The sequence below is a fragment of the Microbispora oryzae genome, assembly GCF_017896165.1.
GTDB lineage: Bacteria > Actinomycetota > Actinomycetes > Streptosporangiales > Streptosporangiaceae > Microbispora > Microbispora oryzae.
Genome location: NZ_JAFCNB010000020.1, coordinates 87,686 through 111,025, shown reverse-complemented (window position 1 = coordinate 111,025; position 23,340 = coordinate 87,686). Strand labels below are relative to the sequence as shown.

General features: G+C 70.3%; 21 protein-coding genes. 13 read left to right on the top strand and 8 right to left on the bottom strand.

Features of this window, described 5'->3' with window-relative positions:
* Positions 1 to 10 precede the first annotated feature (10 nt).
* Positions 11 to 1,834: an acyl-CoA dehydrogenase gene (locus tag JOL79_RS27615; RefSeq protein WP_210158819.1), complete on the top strand. Its 1,824-nt coding sequence runs from the start codon at positions 11 to 13 to the stop codon at positions 1,832 to 1,834.
* 82 nt (positions 1,835 to 1,916) lie between these two features.
* Here the strand turns inward: JOL79_RS27615 and JOL79_RS27610 are convergent, their stop codons facing one another.
* Entirely contained in the window at positions 1,917 to 3,347 is a 1,431-nt protein-coding gene (locus JOL79_RS27610; RefSeq protein WP_210158818.1) for a S41 family peptidase, read from the bottom strand.
* Positions 3,348 to 3,435: 88 nt separating this feature from the next.
* On the opposite strand from JOL79_RS27610, the gene JOL79_RS27605 reads away from it, so the two are divergent.
* Together JOL79_RS27605 and JOL79_RS27600 are read left to right on the top strand one after the other, a co-directional pair.
* Positions 3,436 to 4,089, top strand: coding sequence for a response regulator transcription factor (locus tag JOL79_RS27605; protein ID WP_210158817.1), 654 nt, complete (start codon positions 3,436 to 3,438; stop codon positions 4,087 to 4,089).
* Entirely contained in the window at positions 4,086 to 5,276 is a 1,191-nt protein-coding gene (locus tag JOL79_RS27600) for a sensor histidine kinase (protein ID WP_307848765.1), read from the top strand. The genes JOL79_RS27605 and JOL79_RS27600 overlap by 4 nt, the downstream gene beginning before the upstream one ends.
* A gap of 74 nt (positions 5,277 to 5,350) precedes the next feature.
* On the opposite strand, the gene JOL79_RS27595 is transcribed toward JOL79_RS27600, so the two are convergent.
* The 5 genes from JOL79_RS27595 to pdhA form a co-directional block, all read right to left on the bottom strand.
* Positions 5,351 to 6,865 carry a sodium:solute symporter family protein gene (locus JOL79_RS27595; protein WP_210158816.1) on the bottom strand — a complete coding sequence of 505 codons (1,515 nt, stop codon included), beginning with the start codon at positions 6,863 to 6,865 and terminating at the stop codon, positions 5,351 to 5,353.
* A 396-nt stretch (positions 6,866 to 7,261) separates the two neighbouring features.
* A complete protein-coding gene (locus tag JOL79_RS27590; protein WP_210158815.1) occupies positions 7,262 to 7,555 on the bottom strand; it encodes a Dabb family protein in 294 nt (97 codons plus the stop codon).
* Between the two features lie 89 nt (positions 7,556 to 7,644).
* On the bottom strand, positions 7,645 to 9,012 hold the full coding sequence (locus JOL79_RS27585) for a dihydrolipoamide acetyltransferase family protein (RefSeq protein ID WP_210158814.1): 1,368 nt from the start codon (positions 9,010 to 9,012) through the stop codon (positions 7,645 to 7,647).
* Between the two features lie 9 nt (positions 9,013 to 9,021).
* Positions 9,022 to 9,996, bottom strand: coding sequence for an alpha-ketoacid dehydrogenase subunit beta (locus tag JOL79_RS27580; protein ID WP_210158813.1), 975 nt, complete (start codon positions 9,994 to 9,996; stop codon positions 9,022 to 9,024).
* Positions 9,993 to 11,084 (bottom strand): pyruvate dehydrogenase (acetyl-transferring) E1 component subunit alpha, encoded by a 1,092-nt coding sequence (gene pdhA, locus JOL79_RS27575; RefSeq protein ID WP_210158812.1) that lies wholly within the window; start codon positions 11,082 to 11,084, stop codon positions 9,993 to 9,995. Before pdhA ends, JOL79_RS27580 begins: the two co-directional genes overlap by 4 nt.
* Before the next feature lie 392 nt (positions 11,085 to 11,476).
* Here pdhA and purS point away from each other — a divergent pair, with 392 nt between their 5' ends.
* From purS to JOL79_RS27545, 6 genes are all read left to right on the top strand, one after another.
* Positions 11,477 to 11,722, top strand: a complete 246-nt coding sequence (gene purS, locus JOL79_RS27570) for a phosphoribosylformylglycinamidine synthase subunit PurS (RefSeq protein WP_210158811.1) — start codon at positions 11,477 to 11,479, stop codon at positions 11,720 to 11,722.
* A gap of 172 nt (positions 11,723 to 11,894) precedes the next feature.
* Complete coding sequence (locus tag JOL79_RS27565) at positions 11,895 to 12,344, top strand: ATP-binding protein (protein WP_210158810.1); 450 nt, start codon at positions 11,895 to 11,897, stop codon at positions 12,342 to 12,344.
* A gap of 126 nt (positions 12,345 to 12,470) precedes the next feature.
* Positions 12,471 to 13,154 (top strand): phosphoribosylformylglycinamidine synthase subunit PurQ, encoded by a 684-nt coding sequence (gene purQ, locus JOL79_RS27560; protein ID WP_210158809.1) that lies wholly within the window; start codon positions 12,471 to 12,473, stop codon positions 13,152 to 13,154.
* Positions 13,151 to 15,406, top strand: a complete 2,256-nt coding sequence (purL, locus tag JOL79_RS27555; RefSeq protein WP_210158808.1) for a phosphoribosylformylglycinamidine synthase subunit PurL — start codon at positions 13,151 to 13,153, stop codon at positions 15,404 to 15,406. Before purQ ends, purL begins: the two co-directional genes overlap by 4 nt.
* A gap of 88 nt (positions 15,407 to 15,494) precedes the next feature.
* The gene (locus tag JOL79_RS27550; protein ID WP_307848764.1) at positions 15,495 to 17,630 is read left to right on the top strand and encodes an adenylate/guanylate cyclase domain-containing protein; all 2,136 of its coding nucleotides are present in this window, start codon (positions 15,495 to 15,497) and stop codon (positions 17,628 to 17,630) included.
* Between the two features lie 62 nt (positions 17,631 to 17,692).
* Positions 17,693 to 18,361 (top strand): Crp/Fnr family transcriptional regulator, encoded by a 669-nt coding sequence (locus tag JOL79_RS27545; RefSeq protein ID WP_210158807.1) that lies wholly within the window; start codon positions 17,693 to 17,695, stop codon positions 18,359 to 18,361.
* On the opposite strand, the gene JOL79_RS27540 is transcribed toward JOL79_RS27545, so the two are convergent.
* Positions 18,362 to 19,039 (bottom strand): TetR family transcriptional regulator, encoded by a 678-nt coding sequence (locus JOL79_RS27540; RefSeq protein ID WP_210158806.1) that lies wholly within the window; start codon positions 19,037 to 19,039, stop codon positions 18,362 to 18,364. It lies immediately after the preceding gene.
* Between the two features lie 98 nt (positions 19,040 to 19,137).
* Between JOL79_RS27540 and JOL79_RS27535 the strand changes: the two genes are divergently transcribed.
* The 4 genes from JOL79_RS27535 (at position 19,138) to JOL79_RS27520 (ending at position 22,670) form a co-directional block, all read left to right on the top strand.
* The gene (locus tag JOL79_RS27535; RefSeq protein ID WP_210158805.1) at positions 19,138 to 20,610 is read left to right on the top strand and encodes an MFS transporter; all 1,473 of its coding nucleotides are present in this window, start codon (positions 19,138 to 19,140) and stop codon (positions 20,608 to 20,610) included.
* 17 nt (positions 20,611 to 20,627) lie between these two features.
* Positions 20,628 to 21,068 (top strand): sterol carrier family protein, encoded by a 441-nt coding sequence (locus JOL79_RS27530; protein ID WP_210158804.1) that lies wholly within the window; start codon positions 20,628 to 20,630, stop codon positions 21,066 to 21,068.
* A gap of 100 nt (positions 21,069 to 21,168) precedes the next feature.
* Entirely contained in the window at positions 21,169 to 21,714 is a 546-nt protein-coding gene (locus JOL79_RS27525; RefSeq protein ID WP_210158803.1) for a hypothetical protein, read from the top strand.
* A gap of 257 nt (positions 21,715 to 21,971) precedes the next feature.
* Positions 21,972 to 22,670, top strand: a complete 699-nt coding sequence (locus JOL79_RS27520; protein ID WP_210158802.1) for a hypothetical protein — start codon at positions 21,972 to 21,974, stop codon at positions 22,668 to 22,670.
* A gap of 22 nt (positions 22,671 to 22,692) precedes the next feature.
* Here JOL79_RS27520 and JOL79_RS35640 read toward each other — a convergent pair whose 3' ends face one another.
* Positions 22,693 to 23,292 carry a hypothetical protein gene (locus JOL79_RS35640; protein ID WP_307848763.1) on the bottom strand — a complete coding sequence of 200 codons (600 nt, stop codon included), beginning with the start codon at positions 23,290 to 23,292 and terminating at the stop codon, positions 22,693 to 22,695.
* Positions 23,293 to 23,340: the final 48 nt, after the last annotated feature.

Below are 23,340 nucleotides of genomic sequence, written 5' to 3'. Positions count from 1 at the left end.
AGCGCACACGATGGGTCACTACAAGAGCAACCTTCGCGACCTGGAGTTCAACCTTTTCGAAGTCTTCGACCGGCAGGAGATCCTGGGCACCGGGCCGTTCGAGGACGTCGACGAGGACACCGCGCGCAGCGTGCTTGACGAGGTGAACAGGCTGGCGACCGGCCCCATCGCCGAGTCGTTCGAGGACGCCGACCGCCATCCTCCGGTGTTCGATCCCGCGACCCGTCAGGTGACGATGCCGGAGAGCTTCAAGCGGTCGTACCAGGCCTGGGTGGACGCCGAGTGGTGGCGACTGGAGCTCCAGCCCGAGCTGGGCGGCACGCCCGCGCCGCGCAGCCTGGTGTGGTCGATGGCCGAGCTGGTGCTGGGGGCCAACCCGGCCGTGTGGATGTTCGCCTGTGGCCCGGCGTTCTGTCACCTGCTGTACGAGCTGGGCACGCCCGAGCAGAAGCGGTTCGCCGAGCTGGCCGTCGAACGACGCTGGGGCGCCACGATGGTGCTGACCGAGCCGGACGCCGGCTCCGACGTCGGCGCCGGCCGCGCCCGCGCCCTACAGCAGCCGGACGGCACCTGGCACGTCGAAGGTGTGAAGCGCTTCATCACCAGCGCGGAACACGACATGGCGGAGAACATCTTCCACCTCGTGCTGGCCCGCCCCGAGGGGCACGGGCCGGGCACGAAGGGGCTGTCGATGTTCCTGGTGCCGAAGTTCCTCGTCGACCTGGAGACGGGTGAGCTGGGCGAGCGCAACGGCGTCTACGTCACCAACGTCGAGAAGAAGATGGGCCTGAAGGTCTCCACGACCTGCGAGCTCACGTTCGGCGACCGGCATCCGGCCGTCGGCTACCTCGTGGGCGACGTCCACGAGGGCATCAAGCAGATGTTCATGATCATCGAGCACGCCCGGATGATGGTCGGCACGAAGGCCATCGCGACTCTCTCGACCGGCTACCTCAACGCGCTCGACTACGCCAAGAGCCGGGTCCAGGGGGCCGACCTCACCCGGTCGACCGACAAGACGGCCCCCCGCGTCACCATCACCCATCACCCCGACGTGCGCCGCGAGCTGATGCTGCAGAAGGCGTACGTCGAGGGAATGCGCGCGCTGGTGATCTACACCGGCACGATCCAGGACACGATCCTCGTCGCGGAGTTCGAGGGCCGCCGCGACCACGACGCCGAGGCGCTCAACGACCTGCTGCTCCCGATCGTCAAGGGCGTCGGCTCCGAGCGGTCGTACGAGCTGCTCGCGCGGTCGCTGCAGACCCTCGGCGGCTCGGGATTCCTGCAGGACTACCCGATCGAGCAGTACATCCGCGACTCGAAGATCGACTCCCTCTACGAGGGCACGACGGCCATCCAGGGCCTCGATCTGTTCTTCCGCAAGGTCCTCAGGAACCAGGGGGCGGCGCTCGGCGCCCTGCTCGGGGAGATCCGCGCCTTCGCGACCTCCGACGCGGGCAACGGACGGCTCAAGGTCGAACGCGGCCTGCTGGAGGAGGCCGCCGGCGAGGTCAGGGCGATGGCCGACACGATGGCGGGCTGGGCGCTGGGCTCGCTGGAGACCCCGCAGGAGGTCTACCGGGTCGGGCTGAACACCACCCGTTTCCTGCTGGCGCTCGGCGACCTGGTCATCGGCTGGCTGCTGCTGCGGCAGGCCGAGGTCGCGCTGAAGGCTCTGGGCGGCTCGAACGCCGACACCGCCTTCTACACCGGCAAGGTGGCCGCCGCGTCCTTCTTCGCCCAGACCGTGCTGCCGCGCCTGGCCGCCGAGCGACGGGTGCTCGCGTCCACCGGCCAGGACCTGATGGAGCTTCCGGAGGAGTCGTTCTGAGCCCGGGTACGGCCGCCGCCGACCCGGCTCCACGGCACTCGAAGAGCGGAGCCGCCTGAAGAGAAACCGCCTGATCGGTTCCTCAGTGGTTGTTGTGGAGGAGCGAGAGGGCCTTGTCGACGGCGGGGTCCTTGCCACGGGAAAGGGCGTCCGGAGTCAGGGGGGCTTGGTAGTCGGGCGCTACGCCGATGGTGGCGGCGACTTCCTTGTTGGCCTGGAGGTTGTGGGCGTTGGGGAGGCCCAGGGTGCTGTTGTCATCGAGTTGGTACTGGTAGAGAGGGCCGGAGGCGAAGCCCGCTGTGCGGGTGCCGACCAGAGTGCCCAGGTGCAGGTCCTTGACGGCGCCGGAGAACATGTCGCAGGCCGAGGCGCAGTTGCGGTCGGTGAGAACCGTCAGGGGAAGGTGCACCAGCGGCGTGTTGTCGGGATATTGGGCCGTGCAGTGGGAGTGAATGTCACAGAAGTAGGCGTAGGGCTTGCCGTGTTCCCAGGCTCCCAGCAGTTTCTCGAGTTCGGTGCCCAGACCGCCGCCGTTGCCGCGCAGGTCGAGGATGACTCCGCGCAGCTTGGCCTGGGCGCGCATGTCGGCGATGGCGGCGAGTACCTGGTCGGCCGTGCCGGGGGCGAAGGCGGACATCTGCACGTAGGCGACGTCGCCGTTCAGCAGCCGGGAATTCACGCTCGGCGGTGGCGGTGCGGAGCCGCCGGGCGGTGCGGGCGGCGAGGTCGGCGGCGAGAGAGTGACGCTGGAGGTCTCGCCGGTGGCCGGGTGGTGGAGTCGCAGTGTCACCGGGCTTTCCGGGCTGTTGATCCAGTCCAGCACGCCGGGCTGCATCGTGCCGTTGATGTACGGCGGAACCCCGTTGACCGTGATGATCTCGTCACCGGGACGGACGCCGGCGGTCGCCGCCGGTGAGCCGGGCTTCACCTCTGTCACGAACATCGGCCCTGACGCGGCGGGGTCCGGGCGGGTGCAGCACTGCACGCCGGAGACCTTGAAGCCGAGCGGCCCCGGGGCCGGGGCCGGGCCGTACTGCCACCTCGCGTGGTCGTCGTTGAGGCTGTCCACCATGCCGAGCATGGTCGCCGCGGCGATCGCCTGGCGGGCGGCCGGGCCGTCCGGCAGCCGCTTCTCGATCTTTGTGTAGACCGCGGCGAACGCGGCCCAGTCGGCCCTCCTGTCACCCGACAGGGCGGGCATGTTCGCGACGGCCTGATCGAGACCGCGGCGTTGCAGCTCTCGCGTGAGTGCGGAGAAGGCGGGGACCAGCAGCGCGCGGCTGTCGAGGACCGAGCCGCTGTAGTAGTGGTCGAAGATGCACCAGTAGGCCTGCTGCAGCGTGGTGATGGTGGTCGGTTTCTGCTGCGGCGACGTCGGGCCGTTCGAGGGGGCCAGCTGCACACAGCCGGCCGGCCGTCCGGTGGAGCCGTTCGCGGTGGCGGGGAGCCCGCCCGCAAAGACGGCGGCCGAGGCCACCACGGCGATCGCGGCGGTGACGGTTCGTTTCTTCATGGTCGTCAACGTTGGCGGTCGCGACGTTGCACGGCTGTGAGCCTGGACGCTAACCCCGGCGCAACACCCGGTGTGCTAGAGACGCCGTATGCGGATTTTGGTGGCCGAGGACGAGTGGATTCTCGCCGACTGGATCGCCGAGGGGTTACGTAAGTTCGCCATGGCGGTGGATGTCGTCTACGACGGGGAGGCGGCCGACGAGCACCTCGCGGTCCACGACTACGACGTGCTGGTGCTGGACCGGGATCTGCCTGGCGTGCATGGTGACGAGATCTGCCGGAGGCTGGCCCTGTCCGGGGCCGATGTCCGCATCATCATGTTGACCGCGGCGGCTTCGGTGCGGGAGCGGATCGAGGGCCTGGGCATCGGCGCGGACGACTACCTGCCCAAGCCGTTCGACTTCGGTGAGCTGGCCGCACGTGTCCAGGCCCTGGGCAGGCGCAGCCTGGCGCCCGTCCCACCGGTCCTCCAGCGAGCCGGCATCGTGCTGGACACCTACAGGCGCCAGGCGAGCCGCGATGGACGCTTCGTTCCGCTGTCGCTCAAGGAGTACGCCGTGCTGGAGGTCCTGCTGCGCGCCGACGGAGCCCCGGTCAGTGCGGAGAAGCTGCTGGAGCAGGCCTGGGACGAAAGCGCCGACCCGTTCACCACGGCCGTCCGCGTCGTCATCAACCGGCTGCGCACCAAGCTGGGCGACCCCCCGTGCATCCACACCGAGGCCGGGGTCGGGTACCGGCTGTGACCCGCCGTACCGTGCGGGCACGGTTGACCATCATCTACTGCGGCCTGTTCATGGCCACCGGCGTCATCCTGCTGGTCACCAGCAACCTGGTGCTGATGAACACGCTGGCGCGCCACACACCCGAAACGGCGCCCCTCACCGGCGTCCCGCCGGAAGGCACCCCCGCCCCCGGAACGGGCCCCATGGTGATCAAGCAGACCTTCCACGCCTTCAACGCCTCGGTGCTCCGCGATCAGTGGATCACCACGGGCGTCATCATGGCGGTGCTGATCCTGGTGTCGGTCATCGTGAGCTGGCGGCTGGCCGGCCGCGTGCTGCGGCCCCTGCATCACATCACCGCCACCGCCCGCAGGCTGTCGCTGTCCAACCTGCATGAACGGATCGCCCTGGCCGGCCCGGCCGACGAGCTGCGCGACCTGGCCGACACCTTCGACGGCATGCTGGAACGACTCCAGCACGCCGCCGACTCCCAGCGCCGGTTCGTCGCCAACGCCTCACACGAACTCCGCACGCCGCTGGCCATCCAACGCACAGTGCTCCAACTGGGCCTGGACGACCCGTCACCCGAGCAACTGGCCCGAGTCCGCGGCCAGCTGCTGGAGATCACCGCCCGCAGCGAAGCCCTGATCGAGGGCTTGCTGGTGCTGGCCCAGGGCGAGCGCGGACTCGAAGAGGTCGAACCAGTAGCGCTCGCCGACCTCGTCAGGCAGGTCGCATACGAGACCCCCGCCGAGGCCGTGACCCTGAGAGTCGACGCGGAGCCGTTCGACGTCATCGGCGATGAGGTACTGCTCGCCCGGCTCGTGGGCAACCTGGTGCACAACGCCGTCCGCTACAACCGGCCCGGCGGCGAGGTCGACGTGCGACTGTCCACCCAAGGGCTGCTGACCGTCCGCAACACCGGCCCCACCGTCCCGGAAGACCGCATCAACGAACTGTTCGAGCCTTTCCGCAGACTGGACCGAACCCGAACCCGAACGGGCTCGTCCGAAGGCGCAGGACTGGGCCTGTCGATCGTCGCCGCCATCGCCGAAGCCCACAGCGCCACCCTCGCCGCACACCCCAACCCCGGCGGCGGCCTGGAAGTCAACGTCCGCTTCCCCCAACACGCGGGCCAGAGCAACACCCCCGAAGCAGTCCGCCTCCGCCAACTGACCACGACGATCCCACTGAGCCAGAGGCCGTAGCCCCAAAAGAGGAGTCGTTCTGAGCCCGGGTACGGCCGCCGCCGCCGATCCGGCGGCCGTACCCGGACCCGGCCTCAGCCGGTCGCGGCGGGCAGTGGCCTGGCCGCGCCGTCGTCGTCGGTGTTGATGGTCGAGATGATCTCCTCGCGCTCCGGCGTGTTCTCCGGGCGGATGAAGCCGATGATCGTGAACAGCACCAGCGAGGTCGCCACCGGGGCGGCGGTCGCCACCGCCGTGGAGACGCCGCTGAGGCCGTAGTTGGTGAGCCAGAACATGAAGAGGCCGGCGGCCCAGGAGGTCAGCGCCGCCGTGGGGCCGGACCGGCGGAACAGCGGCAGCATGCCGAGCAGCAGCGGGATCGAGATCGGCCCGATCAGCCCGGCCACCCACTTGATCACGACGGTGATGATGTCCTTCAGCGCCGGGCTGTTGACCTGGGTCGCGACGCTCATCGACAGCGCGATGAACGCGACCGTGGTGACCCGGGCGGCGATCAGGCTCGCCCGGGTGTCCCAGGCGCGGGCCGCGCGCGAGAGCACCGGGATGACGTCCCGGGTGAACACCGAGGCGATCGCGTTCGCGTCGGAGGACGCCATCGCCATCGTGTGGGAGAAGAACCCGGCGACCACGAGCCCCAGCAGGCCGTGCGGGATGAGCTGGGTGGTCAGCAGCGCGTAGGAGTCGCTGGCGTCCGGCTTTGCGGCGTGGACGAGCAGCGGCGCGGCCCACATCGGGAAGAACAGCAGCAGCGGCCACACGGCCCACAGCACCGCCGACAGCCGCGCGCCGCGCGCCGCCTGGGCGGCGGTCGGGGCGGCCATGTAGCGCTGCGCCTGGTTCCACATGCCGCCGTTGTACTCGAACGTCTTGATGAACAGGAACGCGAGCAGGAAGGTCAGCGTGTAGGGCCCGTTGAGAGGATGGGCGTGTTCGGGCGGCAGCCGGTCCCACAGGCTCCCGATCGCGCCGATCCCGCCCAGCTTGCCGAGCACGGCGACGAGCATGACCAGCCCCGCGAGGAGCTGGATGACGAACTGCCCGAAGTCGGTGAGCGCGTCGGCCCACAGCCCGCCGACGGTGCAGTAGACGGCCGTGACGACGCCGGTGAGCAGGATGCCCTGGTTGAGCGACAGCCCGGTGAAGGTGGACAGCAGGGTGGCGATCGCCGCCCACTTCGCCCCGACGTCCACGATCTTCAGCAGGCCGCCGGACCAGGCGAGGGCCTGCTGGGTCGGCACGTTGTACCGCTGGGCCAGGAACTCCAGGGGCGAGCTCACCCGCAGCTTCGCCCTGACCCGGTTCAATCTGGGCGCGAACAGCACCGACCCGATGGCGACGCCGATCGCGATCGGGAAGGCCCAGGTGAAGTAGGAGGTCGCGCCGTAGAGGTAGGCGAGTCCCGCGTACCCGGTGAACATGACCGCGCTGTAGCCGGACATGTGGTGCGAGATCCCGGCCAGCCACCAGGGCATCCGGCCGCCGGCGGTGAAGAAGTCGCTGATGTCGCCGATGCGGCGGTGCGAGTAGACGCCGATCCCCACCATGACGACGAAGTAGGCGCCAAGAACGAGCCAGTCCAGTCCGGTCATGCGTGTCAGACCTCCGGGTGAATCTTCGGCACCCGGACCGTGAACCGCCTGGCCCCGCTACCATGCGCCCGTCCCGCCCCGCCCGTCAACGACGGGCACATGGGTCAGCGACGCCAGTAAGACCGGCGCGGCGCGGAGGACGCAGGTCAGAGGATATTCACATACATGAACCCTCTTCGTGTATCTGAATCGTTATCGGACATGACCTTGCTGCGCACCGTCCGCCCGGCGAGAGTGTGCAACGAGTGAGTTACGAGAAGTGGCACGACTCGGATCCGTCACCGCCTGGCAACGGTGAACGTCCGGCAGCTGGAGGCCGGTAGGGCAAGACGAACAGCCGGGGCGATCCTGACGTTCGCCATCGACGGAGAACCGCCCCGACTTCTGAGTGAGGCCTCAGAGCTCGTACTGGATGGCCACCCGCTGGGCGAGGATCGGCACGATGCTCTCCTTGATGGCCGCGATGTGCACGGGGTGATCCCGGTACACGACGTAGTCCTCCGGGGAGTCGAAGTCGGCGACCGCCGCGGCGTCGAAGTTGTCGTCGGCGAGCCCCGCGTCCGGGCCGAACTCGTAACGGCGGATCTCGGGGATCGCCCCGGGCAGCTCGCTCAGCCGCCGGAACACCTCGGCCTTCTGCTCCTCGCCGGCGTCGTCGGTCCACTTCAACAGCACGATGTGCCGGAACATGCGTTCCCCTTCCGTTATCTGAGGCTGCCATCCTCGCACCCGCCGGCGGAGCGGCGGCGTGCGGGGACGGCGGCCGGGGAGGATCCCGCTCAGCTCCAGGCGAGCATGCGCAGCGGATCTTCCAGCATGTCGCCCACGTCGCGGAGCACCCGGGAGCCGAGTTCGCCGTCGACGACCCGGTGGTCGAACGACAGGGCCAGCGTGGTCACCTTGCGTACGGCGAGCTGCCCGTCGACCACCCACGGCATGTCCCTGATCTGGCCGAACGCCAGGATCGCGACCTCGCCGGGGTTGAGGATGGGTGTGCCCGCGTCCACCCCGAACACCCCCACGTTGGTGATCGTCACGGTGCCGCCGGTCAGGTCGGCCGGGCCGCACTTTCCGGCGCGGGCCCGCTCGGTCAGCTCGGCGAGGGCCCGGGCCAGCTCCGGCAGGGACATGGCGTCCGCGTCCTTGACGTTGGGCACGATCAGGCCCCGGTCGGTGGCGGCGGCGATCCCGAGGTTCACGTAGTGCTTGACCACGATCTCGTCGTCGGTCCAGGTGGCGTTCGCCATCGGATGCCGCCGCACCGCGGTCAGCAGTGCCTTCGCCACGAGTAGCAGAGGCGAGACCTTCACGTCGGCGAACTCGGGGAGCTGCCGCAGCCGCCGGACCGCCTCCATCGTCTCCGTCACGTCGATCTGCAGCCACTCGGTGACGTGGGGAGCGGTGAACGCGCTGGCGACCATCGCCTGCGCCGTGGCGCGCCTGACTCCCCGCACCGGGACGCGCTCCTCCCGGCCCCGTACGGCTCCCGCCCGCGGCGCCGGGGCGGCGACGGCGGCCTCGACGTCGGCCCGGGTGATCGAGCCGTGCGGGCCGCTGCCCTCGACGGACGCCAGGTCGATCCCGAGGTCCTTGGCCAGCTTGCGCACCGGCGGCTTGGCGAGGACGCCGACGGTTCCGCCGCGGACGGGGACGGTGGCGCTCCCGGAGGCGGTGGCGGCAGGGGCGGCGAAGGAGGCCGGGGCCGCGGTCACGGCGGCGGAGCGGGACCCGGCCGGAGCCACGGGCGACCCCGTCTCGGCGGCCTTGCGGGGACGGCGCCGGGTGGCGCTCGCCCGCACGCCGTATCCGACCAGCACCGGCTGGCGCTTGCCGCCCTCCGGCTGGTCGCCGGGCGGCGGGGGCACGAGGTCCTCCGCCAGTCCCCCGGTGGACGGTAGGTCGTCGGCGTCGCCCGTCGCGACCGCGATGATCGGGGAGCCGACCTCGACGGTCTGGCCCTCCGACACCATCAGCGAGGCCACCGTGCCCTCGAACGGGCAGGGCAGCTCGACCACGGCCTTCGCGGTCTCGATCTCCACGATCGTCTGGTTGATCTTGACGGCGTCGCCCGCGGCCACGTGCCACTTGACGATCTCCGCCTCGGTCAGTCCCTCACCCACGTCGGGGAGCTTGAACTCACGCAGCATGAGGAACTCCTAGTAGGCGAACGAGCGGTCGACGGCGTCGAGGACGCGGTCGAGGTCGGGCAGGTAGTAGTCCTCCAGCCGCGACGGAGGGTACGGCGTGGAGAACCCGCCGACCCGCAGCACGGGGGCCTCCAGGTGATAGAAGCAGCGCTCGGTGAGGCGGGCGGCCAGTTCCGCGCCGAACCCGCTGAAGACCGGCGCCTCGTGCGCGACGACGCACCGGCCGGTTCGGCGGACCGAGTCGGTCAGCACCTCCAGGTCGAGCGGGTTGAGCGAACGCAGGTCGACGACCTCCAGGTCGCGCCCCTCCTCCTCGGCGGCGGCCGCCGCCTCAAGGCAGGTCTTCACCATCGGGCCGTACGCCAGCAGGGTGAGGTCGGCGCCCGGCCGGACGATCTTGGCCCGGTCGAGCGGCAGGCCCGGCGCGCCGAGGTCGACCTCGGCCTTGTCCCAGTAGCGGCGCTTCGGCTCGAAGAAGATGACCGGGTCGTCGCCGCGGACGGCGTCCTGGATCATCGTGTACGCGTCGGCCGGGTTTGAGCAGGCCACCACCCGCAGGCCGGCGGTGTGCGTGAAGTACGCCTCGGGCGACTCGGAGTGGTGCTCGACGGCGCCGATGCCGCCGCCGAAGGGGATGCGGACCACGACAGGCAGCTTGATCTTGCCCAGCGACCGCAGCGGCATCTTGGCGAGCTGTGTGATGATCTGGTCGGCCGCCGGGAAGACGAACCCGTCGAACTGGATCTCGCACACCGGGCGGTAGCCGCGCAGGGCCAGGCCGATCGCGGTGCCGATGATGCCCGACTCGGCGAGCGGCGTGTCGATCACGCGGTCCTCGCCGAAGTCCTTCTGCAGGCCGTCCGTCACCCGGAAGACGCCGCCGAGCTTGCCGACGTCCTCTCCCATCACGAGGACCTTGGCGTTGTCCTCCATCGAGCGGCGCAGGCCCTCGTTGATCGCCTTGGCGAGAGTCAGTGTGGTCATCGCTCGAACCCCGCCAGGTAGGTCAGGAACTGCTCGCGCTCCTCGTCGATGAGGGCGTGCGGACCGGCGTACACGTTCTGGAAGATCGCCTCGGGCGGCGGATCGGGCAGCGTGAGGCAGCGGCCGCGCACGTCCTTGCCGAGCGCGTCGGCCTCGGCGTCGACCTTCTCGAAGAACTCCTGGTCGGCCAGCCGGTTCTTGAACAGGTACGCCTTGACGCGCTCGATCGGGTCCTTGAGCTTCCACGCCTCCAGTTCGTCGGCGAGGCGGTAGCGGCTGGGGTCGTCGGACGTCGTGTGCGCGCCCATCCGGTAGGTGAACGCCTCGATGAGCGTCGGTCCCTGCCCCTCGCGCGCGTTGCGCAGGGCCTGACGGGTGACGGCCAGGCAGGCGAGGACGTCGTTGCCGTCGACCCGCACGCCGGGGAACCCGAAGCCGGACGCCCGCTTGTAGAGAGGGATCCTCGACTGCCTCTCCAGGGGCTCGGAGATGGCCCACTGGTTGTTCTGGCAGAAGAACACGACCGGCGCGTTGGTCACCGAGGCCCAGATGAACGCCTCGTTGACGTCGCCCTGCGAGGTGGCGCCGTCGCCGAAGTAGACCATCGTGGCCGCCTCGGCGCCGTCGCGCTGGAGGCCCATCGCGTAGCCCACCGCGTGCAGCGTCTGCGACCCGATGACGATGGTGTAGAGGTGGAAGTTGTGCTCGGCCGGATCCCATCCGCCGTTGCTGACGCCGCGGAACAGCCCCAGGAGCTTCACCGGGTCGACGTCGCGGCACCAGGCCACGCCGTGCTCCCGGTAGGTGGGGAAGACCATGTCGGCGTCGGTGAGGGCGCGGCCGGAGCCGATCTGCGCGGCCTCCTGACCCAGGAGGGAGGCCCACAGGCCCAGCTCGCCCTGGCGCTGCAGGGCGACCGCCTCAAGGTCGATCCGGCGGACCAGGACCAGGTCGCGGTAGAGGGAGCGGACCTCTTCCTCGGTCAGCTCGATGTCGTAGTCGGGGTGCTCCACCCGCTCGCCCTCGGGGGTGAGCAGCTGGACGAGTTCCGGGGGTGTGTCAACACCGTGAGAGGCGTCGGCTGTCACGTGCCACTCCTGTGTGTCTCGGGCCGTCCGCTGGTGGGGTCACCACCGCCGGGAGGCCGGGCCATCGGGCGTACGGCCGCTGGGGTGTGCGGCCGGCCGCTTCCGCGGACATCGTGGCAGAGATCACACCCCATAGCGCAAGTCCCCGCCATCGCTCCACACCCTTCCCGATTCCCGTACCCGCGATGCCCACACTCTCTCAACGGGCGGCGCGTGGTGGGCACGGCGCTGTCGGCTTCCCGCCAAAAGACCGTACGGCAACCACCGATCCACCATGTCAGGAGACGGTACGGCATCCGGGGGTCCATCTCACGCGTGACCGCCGGGGCCCGGCTCCCGTGCCGGGTCGATAGGCTTGGGCCGTAACGACCCCACCCACCTGGAGGAACATCGTGGCGCGCGTCATCGTCGACGTCATGCTCAAGCCGGAGATCCTCGACCCGCAGGGCCAGGCCATCGCCCGGGCGCTGCCGCGGCTCGGCTTCTCCGGGGTCTCCGGCGTGCGGCAGGGCAAGCGGTTCGAGCTCGAACTGGACGGCCCGGCTGACGAGGCCGCACTTTCGGACGTCCGGAAGATGGCCGAAACGCTCCTGGCCAACACCGTCATTGAGGACTTCGACATCCGCGTCGAGGGGTGACTGAAACGGTTCACCCAAGGTGAACGGCGCAACAAATCCCCTATGACCGACATTTGGCTGGCCCAAACCAGCGCTGCGACGTGTTGTAAATAACAGACGCGTGATTTTGCGGTTAGCCCTGATTCATCGGGGAAACCTTCCTTGGTGACCTTCGACACCGGGGAGGGGTCCGGTGGATATTGAGTTCTCGCTGGCCATGCCACGAGAGGCGATCGGCATTCCGATGGTGCGGCGCGTGGTCGGGGACGCGCTCCGTTCACTCGGCGTCACCAAGGAATGCGTGTCCGACATCCTGCTGGCGACTTCCGAGGCCTGCGCCAACGCGGTGCGGCATGGAGGCCCGGCGAATCGGTACGAGGTCATGGCAACCATCGGCAACGGCCGCTGCGAGTTGCGCGTCGCGGACGGAGGGGAAGGACTGCAGGTCATTCCCCGGCAGTATCCGCCCGGCGACGCCGAAAACGGTCGCGGCATCCTCATCATGAGGGCCGTGGTGGACGACATCTCCTTCGACATCACTCCCGGGCGTGGCACGACCGTGCGCATGTGCAAGGAGCTCGACTGGGACGAGGACGCCATCGCCCACCATCTCACGCTCGACCGGCGGCTGGCCGCCGTCTGACCTCGGCCGACCCCGGGCCGCCCCGCTCCGGCAGGGCGGCCCATCTCGCGCCTTCGATACCCTGAGGTGTACCGCCACAGACCGCCGTCCGACCAGGTGACGGTGGCGTGCGCCTTGGAGGAACTAATGAGCGCTGCCCGGGTGGGCGTCGTCACCTTCCCCGGAACACTCGACGACCAGGACGCCGCGAGAGCCGTACGGCTGGCCGGGGCGGAGGCGGTGCCGCTGTGGCACGCCGAGCACGACCTCAGGGGGGTCGACGCGGTCTTCCTGCCCGGCGGCTTCTCCTACGGCGACTACCTGCGCTGCGGAGCGATCTCCCGCTTCGCGCCGCTCATGGACGAGCTGATCCCGGCGGCTCGCGCCGGCCTGCCGGTGCTCGGCACGTGCAACGGCTTCCAGATCCTGTGCGAGGCGCATCTGCTCCCCGGGGCTCTCACCCGGAACGAGGGACTGCACTACGTCTGCCGCGACCAGCGGATCAGGGTCGAGAACGCGCGGACGGCCTGGACCGCCGACTTCGCGGAGGGCCAGGAGATCGTGCTGCCGATCAAGCACGGCGAGGGCCGGTACGTCGCCGACGCCGCCACCGTCGCGGAGCTTGAGGGCGAGGGCCGGGTCGTGTTCCGGTACGCGGGCGGCAACCCCAACGGCTCGCTCAACGACATCGCGGGAATCGCGAACGAGGCCGGGAACGTCGTCGGCCTGATGCCCCACCCCGAGCACGCGGTCGAAGACCTCACCGGCGCACCCGGTGTGGACGGCCGCGGCTTCTTCACCTCGATTCTGAAGCGGCTGGTGAACGCATGACCCTCGACACCGTCAAGCGGGCGGGCGAGACCCCGGAGGAGCGCCAGCCGTTCGTCGAGCTGGGCATGAAGGACGACGAATACCAGCGGGTGCGCGACATCCTGGGACGCCGCCCGACCAGCTCCGAGCTCGCGATCTACTCGGTCATGTGGAGCGAGCACTGCTCCTACAAGTCGTCCAAGGTCCACCTGCGCCAGTTCTCCGCCAAGGCCCCCAAGTCGGAGGCGCTGCTGGTCGGCATGGGCGAGAACGCCGGCGTGGTCGACATCGGCGACGGCTGGGCGGCCACCTTCAAGATCGAGTCGCACAACCACCCGTCGTACGTCGAGCCACACCAGGGCGCGGCGACCGGGGTCGGCGGCATCGTCCGCGACATCATGTCGATGGGCGCCCGCCCGGTCGCGGTGATGGACTCGCTGCGGTTCGGCGGCGCCGACCAGCCGGACACCCGCCGGGTGCTGCCGGGCGTCGTCGAGGGCATCAGCCACTACGGCAACTGCCTGGGCCTGCCCAACATCGGCGGCGAGGTCGCCTTCGACCCCTGCTACATCGGCAACCCGCTGGTCAACGCGCTGTGTGTCGGCCTGCTCCGCAAGGACCAGATCAAGCTGGCCACCGCTCCCGGGCCGGGCAACAAGGTCGTGCTGTTCGGCGCCAGGACCGGCGCTGACGGCATCGGCGGCGCGTCCGTCCTGGCGTCGGCCACGTTCGAGGACGAGTCGCAGGCCAAGCGGCCCGCCGTGCAGGTGGGCGACCCGTTCATGGAGAAGCTGCTGATCGAGTGCTGCCTGGAGCTCTACCAGGCCGACGTGGTCGTCGGCATCCAGGACCTCGGTGCCGCCGGGGTCTCGTGCGCCACGACCGAGCTGGCGGCCAAGGGCACCGGCGGCATGCACGTCGATCTCAACCTCGTCCCGCTGCGCGACCCCACGCTGCGGCCCGAGGAGATCCTGATGAGCGAGTCGCAGGAGCGGATGATGGCCGTGGTCACCCCCGGCGACATCCCGGCCTTCATGGCGATCTGCGACAAGTGGGACGTCCCCGCGACCGTGATCGGCGAGGTCACCGACACCGGCCGCCTCGTCATGACGTGGGACGGCGAGGTCATCGTCGACATTCCCCCGGGCACCGCGGCGGACGACGGCCCGATCTACGACCGGCCGATCGCCGAGCCGGCCGGGCAGTCCGCGCTCAACGCCGACGGGCCGGAGCGGCTCCCCCGCCCCGACGACCTGCTGGAGACCCTGCTCACACTGCTCGGCTCGCCCAACGTGGGCTCGAAGGAGTGGGTGACCTCGCAGTACGACCGGTACGTCCGGGGCAACACCGTGCTCGCCCAGCCGGCCGACGCCGGAATGCTCCGGGTCTCGGAGGTCATGCCGGGAGCCCAGGAGACCAGCCGGGGCATCGCCCTCGCGACCGACGGCAACGGCCGCTACGCCCGGCTCGATCCCTACACGGGGGCGCAGCTCGCGCTCTCCGAGGCGTACCGGAACGTGGCGGTGACCGGGGCGCGGCCGCTCGCGGTGACCAACTGCCTCAACTTCGGCTCGCCGGAGGACCCGGAGGTCATGTGGCAGTTCTCCGAGGCCGTACGAGGCCTCGCCGACGCCTGCCGCACCCTGGGTGTGCCGGTGACCGGCGGCAACGTGTCGTTCTACAACCAGACGGGCTCGGCCGCGATCAACCCCACGCCGGTCGTCGGCGTGCTGGGCGTGATCGACGACGTGGCCCGGCGGGTGCGGTCGGGCTTCGTCGCCCCCGGCCTGCGGGTGGTGCTGCTCGGTGAGACCCGCGACGAGCTGGGCGGATCCGAGTGGGCCCACGTCGTGCACGGGCACCTCGGGGGGCTGCCCCCGCGGGCCGACCTCAGGGCGGAGCAGGAGCTGGCCGCCGTGCTGGCCGCCGCGGCGGGCGAGGGCCTGCTCGAGGGCTCGCACGACCTGTCGGACGGCGGTCTCGCCGTCGCGCTGGCCGAGTCGTGCCTGGCGCAGGGCGTCGGCTGCTCGGTGACGCTGCCGTGCGACGACGCCTTCGTCGACCTGTTCAGCGAGTCGGCCGCCCGGGCGCTGGTCTGCGTCCGGCCCGAGGCGTTCGAGGCCCTCGCGGAGCTGTGCGCCCGGCACGACGTGCCCTGCTACGGGCTGGGCACCACCGGCGGCACGACGCTGTCGGTCGAGGGGGTCTTCGAGGTGCCGGTCGAACGGCTCCGCGAGGCCCACACCGGGGCGCTGCCGGCCGTCTTCGGCTGAGCCCGTATCGGCCTGGGCCCTTCCGGCGCCTGCCGGAAGGGCCCAGACCGCCGTGAGCCCGCCGCCGTCGAGGACCTGTGGAGGAGACGTGTCCGCCGAGACCGACGTGACCGCGATGACCGAGCGGACAGCGGCGGAGCAGACGACCGGGCAGCCGACGGCGCCCGCGGCCGGGCCGTATCTGCCGCCCGCGACGCATCCCGTGCGCGGCGTGGTGTGGGCGCTGCATCTGGCGCTGCCGCTGCTCGGCCTCTGGCTGCTCCTGGCCAACCCCGCCGCCGACCTGATGTGGCACGACAACCTGGGTCACTTCTGGCTGGTCGTGGGCGTGGCGGGGATCAACGTCGCGCTCGGGGGTCTCATCGGCCAGTCCTCCGCGCGGCGCGCCGACGCCCGGCTGCTGCTGGTCTCACTGGTGTTCATGAGCACGGCCGGGTTCTTCCTGCTCCACGGCCTCGACACGCCGGAGATCTTCCACCCCGCCGCGACGGTCGGCTTCGACCTCGACCAGCCGGTGGGCCTCACGATCGCCTCGGTCTTCGCGTTCACCTCCGCGCTTCCCCTGGGTGAGCGTGCCGCGGCGGCCGTGCTCCGGGCCCAGGGCGCGCTCAGGGGCGGCCTCCTCGTGGTGCTCGTCGGCTGGGGGATCGCCTCGCTCGTTCCCGGGCTGACCCCGCTCAGCGCCCCGCGTCCGCCCGAGGGGTCCGGGCTGGAGCAGTACTCCCTGATCACGGTGGCGCTGTACGCCGCCGCCGCGGTGATGATGTTCCGGCTCCACCGCAGGCGGCCCGCGGCCGTGCTCATCAGCCTCATCACCGCGTACGCGCTGCTCGCCGAGGGCATGCTGGCGACGATGTCGCACCTCAACTGGCATCTGTCCTGGTGGGAGTGGCATCTGCTGCTGACCTTCGCGTTCCTGTTCGTGGCCTACAGCGCCTATCTGCAGTTCCGCCGGGAGGGCGCGGCGGCCGGGCTGTTCGACGCGGCCGGGCTGTCCGCCACCGCCCGCCGGATCCAGGCCGACTACGAACGGGCCCTGGAGGAGCTCGTCGCCCACCTGCGCGGCGGCACCCGTTCCGGCACCCCGATCAGCACCCGGCTGGCCGGGCGGTTCCGGCTGACCGAGGGGCAGACCGCCGTACTCGACCGGGCGGGGGCCGCGCTGGCGGCCGAGCGCGACCTGTCCGAACGGCTCGCGGCGCTGGTCGACGTGGGCCGCCAGACCCGGGTGGGCCTGCCCGAGCCCGAGTTGCTCTCCTCCGCCCTCGGCCGGATCAGGGAGGCGTACGGCGACGTGCGGCTGGGCCTGATGCGCGACGGCCGCCTGGTGCCCTGGGACGCCGCCGCGTCCGGGCAGGGGGACTTCCCGGCGACGGGCGAGCTCGCGGCGGGCACCGCCGTCTCGGCGGACGGCCGCGTCGTCCACCCGCTCACCGTGAAGGGCCGCCTCGCGGGGGCGCTCTCGGTGCCGGTCGGCGTCACGGCCCAGGACGAGGCGCTGGCGGCCACGCTGGCCGGCCAGATGTCGATCTTCCTGGAGAACGTCCGGCTCTACCAGGAGATCAATACGCTGTTCCGGCACTACATGTCCCCGGACGTCGCCGACTCCCTGCTGTCGGACCCCGATCAGGCGGCCCTGGGCGGCCGGCTGATGGAGGTGACGGCCCTGTTCGCCGACCTGCGGGGATTCACCACGTTCTCCGAGCGGGTCGCCCCCGGGGAGATCGTCGAGATGCTGAACCGCTATCACACGGCCGCCGTGCCGTGCGTCCTCGGCAACGGCGGCACGATCGTCCAGTTCGTCGGCGACGCGATGCTCGCGCTCTTCAACGCCCCCGTACGGCAGGCGGACCACGCGGGCAGGGCCGCGCAGGCCGCGCTCGAACTGCAGGAGGCCGCCGCGCGGGTCTCGCGGGAGGTCGTGGCCGAGCAGGCGGCCGGGAGGCTGCCCCAGGTGGAGTGGCCGACCTTCCGGGTGGGCGTGAACACCGGGCAGGCCCTGGTGGGCAACATCGGCAGCCCGGAGTTCCGCGGCTTCAACGCCATGGGCGACGCGGTCAACGTCGCGGCCCGGCTCCAGGCGCTCGCCGAACCGGGCACGGTGGTGATCGGGCAGAGCACCCGCGACCTGATCGGGCCCGCGGCGCTCGAATCGCTCGGCGACCTCACGCTCAAGGGCAGACGGAGCACGGTGCACGCCTACCGGCTGCGGTCCCTCGGCTGACCCCGGCTCGGCTCCTCGCCGTACGACCCGCTTTACTGACAGGCGATCGAGGAGGTTTCCAGGTGGCCACCAGTCCGGAACCGGGCGAGTTCCTCGCCCAGCTGACGCCCGAGGAGGCGGCCGACCTGCGAGCGGTCGGCCGCACCAGGCGGTGGGAGCGCGGCGAGACGGTCATGAGCGAGGACGACTCGGCCGACTGGGTCCTCGTGCTGACGTCCGGCCGGGTCAAGGTCTCCTCGCACACCGCGGGCGGCAGCGAGGTCGTGCTCGCCGTACGGGGCCCCGGAGCGCTCCTGGGCGACATGTCCGCCCTGGACGGCCATCCCCGGTCCGGTACGGTGACGGCGCTCGAACCCATCGAGGGCCTCGTCGTGCACGATTTCACCGGCTATCTGAGCGAGCACGGCAGGGTGGGGGTACTCCTCATGCGGCTGATCATCGGCAGGCTCCGGGACGCCGACCGCAAACGGGTGGAGTACGGCGCGTTCGACACGACGGGACGGGTCGCCACCCGGCTGGTGGAGCTCGCCGAGCGGTACGGCGAGCAGACGAGCGAGGGCGTCCGGGTGGCCCTGCCGCTGTCGCAGGACGAGCTGGCCGGCTGGACGGGGGCCTCCAGGGAGGCCGTCAGCAAGGCGCTGCGCTCGCTCCGCGACCGGGGCCTCATCGAGACCGGCCGGCGCCGGGTGATCGTGCACGACCTGGAGGGCCTGCGCAGGCGCGCCCGCTGATCAGATCCGGCCGGCGGCCCGGCGCGACGCCATCGCCTCGAGCCCCGACACGAGCAGCCCGAGACCGAACTCGTAGTAGTGGTCGATGTCGGGCTCCTCCTCGTACGTCCTGGCGAAGGCGATCATGCAGGGGAACCGGTCGGGCGGCAGCGACTCCAGGGACAGCCGCTTCTGCCTGCGCCACTCCTTCCGCTCCTCGGGCGCCCGGGGCCCCTGGCAGCCGGGCTCCTGGTCCACCAGCGCGATGACGCCGTGGAGCAGGTAGGACGCGACGTAGTAGGCCTCGTTCAGGGCGAATCCCGCCTCTTCGAGGGTCTGGAGGGCCGCCTCGGTGGCCTGGGTGAAGCTGTCGACCCGGCCCTTCTCGATCACCGTGAAGATCTCCGTCATCGACGGGTGACGCCGTAGCACCCGGATCAGCGCCTCGATCATGGCGCGCATCCGCTCGTTCCAGGGCGCGCCTCGGCCGAGGGTCACCGTCACCTCGGCCAGCACGTGGTCGGCCACGGCCTCCAGCAGCAGGTCCTTGTTCTTGAAATGCCAGTAGAGGGCCATCGGCGACACGCCGAGGTCCTTCGCCAGCCTGCGGATCGTGAGGGTCTCCAGCCCGTGGGCGTCGGCGAGTTCGATCGCCTTGTCCACCACCAACTGCCGGCTGAGCCGTTCTCCTCCGCTCATGGCCACTCCCTTCCCGCTTGACAACTATACGCCGTACAAGGTCTCCTGTACGACGTACATGTACGCCGTACGTGTACTACGTACAAGAGGGGGTATCCATGCGTGGAAGATGGTGGGCGCTCGTCGCGGTGTCGCTGGCGACGTTCATGACTTATCTCGACAACAACGTGGTCAACGTGGCGCTCCCGACGATCCAGCGGGATCTCGGGCTGTCGATCTCGTCGCTGGAGTGGATCGTCAGCGCCTACGTTCTGGTGTTCGCCGGCCTGCTGCTCGTCGGCGGACGGCTGGCCGACCTGCTAGGCCCCCGGGTGGCCTTCTTCGCCGGGCTGGCGGTCTTCACGCTCTCGTCCGTGGCCGCCGGGCTCGCGGGCGGCGAGGTGACCCTGATCTCCGCCCGCGCGGCGCAGGGCCTGGGGGCCGCACTGCTCGCGCCGACGTCGCTGGCGCTGCTGCCGAAGATCTTCCCCAACCCCAGGGAACGGGCAACCGCCGTCGGCGTCTGGAGCGGGGTCGGCGCGCTCGCCCTGGCCATCGGTCCCCTGACCGGCGGCCTGCTCAGCGAGCACGCCCACTGGGGCTGGGTCTTCCTGATCAACGCCCCGATCGGCGTGGTCACCGCCGTCATCGGGACCCGGTCGATCCAGATCGGGCGCGACCCCGGAGCGCACTCAGGGCTCGACCTGCCCGGCCTGGTCACCTCGGCGCTCACGCTCTTCGCGCTGACCTTCGCCCTGATCGAGGGCGAGTCACGCGGCTGGACCTCCCCGTTGATCCTCGGCTCGTTCGGGCTCGCCGTACTGGCCGCCGCCGCGTTCGTGGTCGCCGAGTCGCGCACCGCGCGCCCCATGATCGACCTCAGCCTGTTCCGGGATCGGGTCTTCAGCGGCGGGCTGCTGTCAATGGGCCTGTGGGCCTTCGGGGTCTTCGGCATCTACTTCTACACGGCGATCTACCTGCAGAGCGCGCTCGGCTTCAGCCCCACAGAGGCGGGCGCGGGCTTCGTGCCGATGGCGCTGCTCCTGGCGGTGCTCGCCGTCGTCTCGCCGCGGATCGCCGAGCGGTTCGGCAGCGGTCCCACAGTCGCGGCGGGTCTCGCGCTCATGGCCGTGGCCATCGGCGGCCTGTCCAGCGCGGGCGAGGGCAGCGGCTACCTCGACCTGCTCCCCTGGTTCCTCGTGTACGGCGCGGGCGGCGGCCTGCTCGTCCCGCTGACGAACCTCGTGCTCGGCGCCATGCCGCCCGCCCGGGCCGGGGTGGCGTCCGGCGTGCTGAACGTCTCCCGCGAGGTCTTCGGCCTCCTCGGCATCACCATCCTGGGCGCCGTGCTGAGCGCCAGGCAGGACGCGGTCGCCGGGCCGCCCCTGCACAAGTTCCTCGATGCGTACCAGTTCACCCTGATCCTGGCCGCGGTGATCATATTCGTGGGGGTTCCGGTCAGCCTCTACTCGCTGGGCCGCCGGCGCACCCCGGCCACGCCGCCCGCCGTGTCGCCCGCCGTGTCGCCCGCCACGTCCTCCGGCACGTCCTCCGGCACGTCGGAGCCCGCGGTCGTGGAGCCCGTCGCCTGAGACGCGACAATGGGCGGATGCCCCCACGCAGACTGGACCCGGAGAAGGTGCGGGAGGCGCTCGACGCGCAGCTCGCCGAGCTCGGCCGGCCGCCGTTCGACGGTCCCGTGAGCGCCGCGGCGGGCGCCTGCGTCCGCGCGGTGCTCGACGCCTACGACGCCGGGCGGACTCCCCTCAAGGAGGCCGCCCGCGCCGCCGTGCGGCACCTGCTGGAGGAGCTGGCGGCGCGGGCGCCGGGGCGGTCGGTGGAGGTGCGCGTACCGCCGTACGCCGCCGTGCAGTGCGTGGCGGGCCCGCGGCACACGCGCGGCACCCCGCCGAACGTCATCGAGACCGACCCCCGCACCTGGCTGGAGCTGGCCGTCGGCCGGCTCCCCTGGGCCGACGCCGCGGCGGCAGGCCGGATCTCGGCCAGCGGGGCGCGAGCCGATCTGTCGGAGTGGCTGCCCATCTGGTGACCCGGGTCCGTCCTGCGCCGCTGTCCTCGACTTCCGGCGACCCAGCCACCCATTTGTATTCGTGTACGACCGGTCACCGCGAGTGCTGTACGGTCCTCCCATGGTCGCGCGCTTCCCCGTGGTGGACGTGACTCACTGGGCCGTTGACCTCTTCGAGGCCGACGGCTCGGAGGAGAAGGTCTGGCTCATCGAGTCCGATTCGCAGCGACGTGCGCTGTTCAAGCCGAATCTCCGCAACGACACGGCGGAAAAGGCCGACCATTGGCCCGAGAAGCTTACTTCGGAGATAGCAGGTTTGCTCGGCGTCCCCAGGGCCGACATCGATCTCGCTGTTCGTGCTGGCCACCGTGGATGCATCTCGTACAACGTGAAGCCCGCCGATTGGCAACTTCAGCCTGGATATGTGTTGCTTACCGACAGTACGGGGCAAGTCCACGATCCCAGGGCCAGGCTCCACGAGGGACATACCCTCGAGAACATTCGCCGCGCTTTGCGCAACTATGGTCCACCGCCCGATTTTACCGGGCCAGACGCGTTCGGCGCCTTCGATGTATTCGTCGGCTACCTTGTGTTCGATGGGAGGCGCGCGAGAGTGGGAGGCGTTCCTGAGGAGGGGGACTGCCTGGAGGTTCGAAGGGTGCCGTAAGGTCACTCTTGTTGAGTTCGGCACACGAGCGCTAAGCATGGTTGATCCGCAGGTCAAACGATATTGGCTTGACCGTTTGAAGACCTGCAGCAAAGATCAAATAAGCGACCTGGCGATGTCGGTTCCAGAAATGTCGGAGGCGGCACGTATCTTCGCAGTGGAGCTTGTGGACGCGAACAGGAGGAGGATCCTCGAAGGCTAGAACGGTCTGTTCTCCCTCGTCGCGCTCGTCCAGCACGGTGACCTCGCCTCGCCTCGTGGTCGCCATGCAGGATCCGGTGTCTCGCCGCATCAGCCCTGTCGGTTTCCTGGAGACGATCGAGGACGGCTTCGCCTTCGCCTACCTGCGACGAGTGCTGGACATGCCAGGGTTCAGACCTCTACTCGGGTTCAGCGACCTGGAGCGTCGCTACGAGTCACCGGTGCTCTTTCCGTTGTTCAGCCAGCGTCTCATGAACCCACGGCGTGCCGACTATCCGCGCTATCTCACGGTCCTCGGGCTACCGGCCGGCTCCCCTCCGCTAGTCGTTCTGGGCCGCTCGGGCGGTCGCCGAGCCGGCGACTCGATCACTCTCGTTCCCGAGCCTCATGTCGCCGAGGATGGGCGCACTTCCGCCGTGTTCTTCGTGCATGGACCTCGTCATCTACCCGATGCGCAGACTCGTATCTCTCTACTGCACCCGGGGGACGCTCTCGAGCTGCGTGATGACACAGCCAACCCAGTGAATTCACGTGCACTGTTGGTCACACGTGAGGGCGCCGAGCTCGGCTGGGTGCCCGACCTGCTGCTCGATTACGTGCATCACGTGCGCGAGTCCGGCGAGTTGTCCATCCGGGTCGCGCAGGTCAACGGTGACGACGCCCCACCCAACCTGCGGCTCAGGGTCTGGTTGCAAGGCACGGTGGCAATCGGCTATCGGCCGTTCAGCGGTGCCGATTGGGCTGCCTTCGGGTGAGGATCCACGCTCTCTACGGGTCCTATTCGATCGCGCCGCCGCCCAGCTTGCTTTCCAGACAGCGCTGCGCGGCCTCCTGGGACGGATAGAGGCTGCGGTCGAAGCACTCCGAGAGGTTCTTGCTCTCGTAGACGTGGTAGATCAGCGCCAGGCCGGCCACCGCGAGGATCAGCGTGACGGCGCTCAGAACGAGGCCGACGACGGCCCGCCGGCGGTTGGAGTCGCGGACGATCGCGATGATCGCCACCACCAGTCCGGCCACCGCGACGAGCGTCCCGATCCCGCAGGCCACCAGCAGGAGGATGGCGCAGATACCGAGCACCAGCGCCGCCGTCCCGAGCCCGCTCCCCGGCGGCGGTCCCGGCTGCCACGGGCCACCGGGCGGCGGCATCTGCCCGTAGGGGCCGTAGGGCTGGCCCCCGTACGGCTGAGCGCCGTAGGGCTGTCCCTGGGGCTGCCCGTGTGGCTGTCCCTCGGGCTGACCGTACGGCTGACCGTAGGGCTGCCCATAGGCCCCCGGCGGCCCGCCCTGGTGCGGCTCCCGCCCCTCGCCCGGCTCCTCGCCGTGCGGGCCGGGGCGGCGGCCCGGGTCGTCCGGTGTCGTCACGATGCCGCCTTTCATCGCTCGATGTTCGACGCGCCAGAAGTTCCACAGTCCCCCGGAAACGCC